We start from the raw sequence: 326 nt of genomic DNA, 5'->3' as shown, positions 1-326 counted from the left end.
TCCCTGGTGCAGGCAGCGCTGACTCAGCCGGCCTCGGTGTCAGCGAACCCGGGAGAAACCGTCAAGATCACCTGCTCCGGGAGTAGTGGCAATGCTTATGGCTGGTATCAGCAGAAGTCACCTGGCAGTGCCCCTGTCACTGTGATCTATGCTAACAACAAGAGACCCTCGAACATACCTTCACGATTCTCCGGTGCCCTATCCGGCTCCACAAACACATTAACCATCACTGGGGTCCAAGCCGACGACGAGGCTGTCTATTTCTGTGGGAGCCACGACATCAATGCTATTGGTTTATTTGGGGCCGGGACAACCCTGACCGTCCT

General features: G+C 56.1%; 1 protein-coding gene. It reads left to right on the top strand.

The features are described from left to right. On the top strand, positions 1–326 hold a 326-nt coding region (locus PZC42_RS20595; protein WP_277213929.1), incomplete at both ends, for an immunoglobulin domain-containing protein.

Source organism: Isoptericola croceus, from assembly GCF_029382255.1.
GTDB classification, from domain to species: domain Bacteria; phylum Actinomycetota; class Actinomycetes; order Actinomycetales; family Cellulomonadaceae; genus Isoptericola; species Isoptericola croceus.
This window is presented reverse-complemented; position numbering and strand designations above follow the sequence as displayed.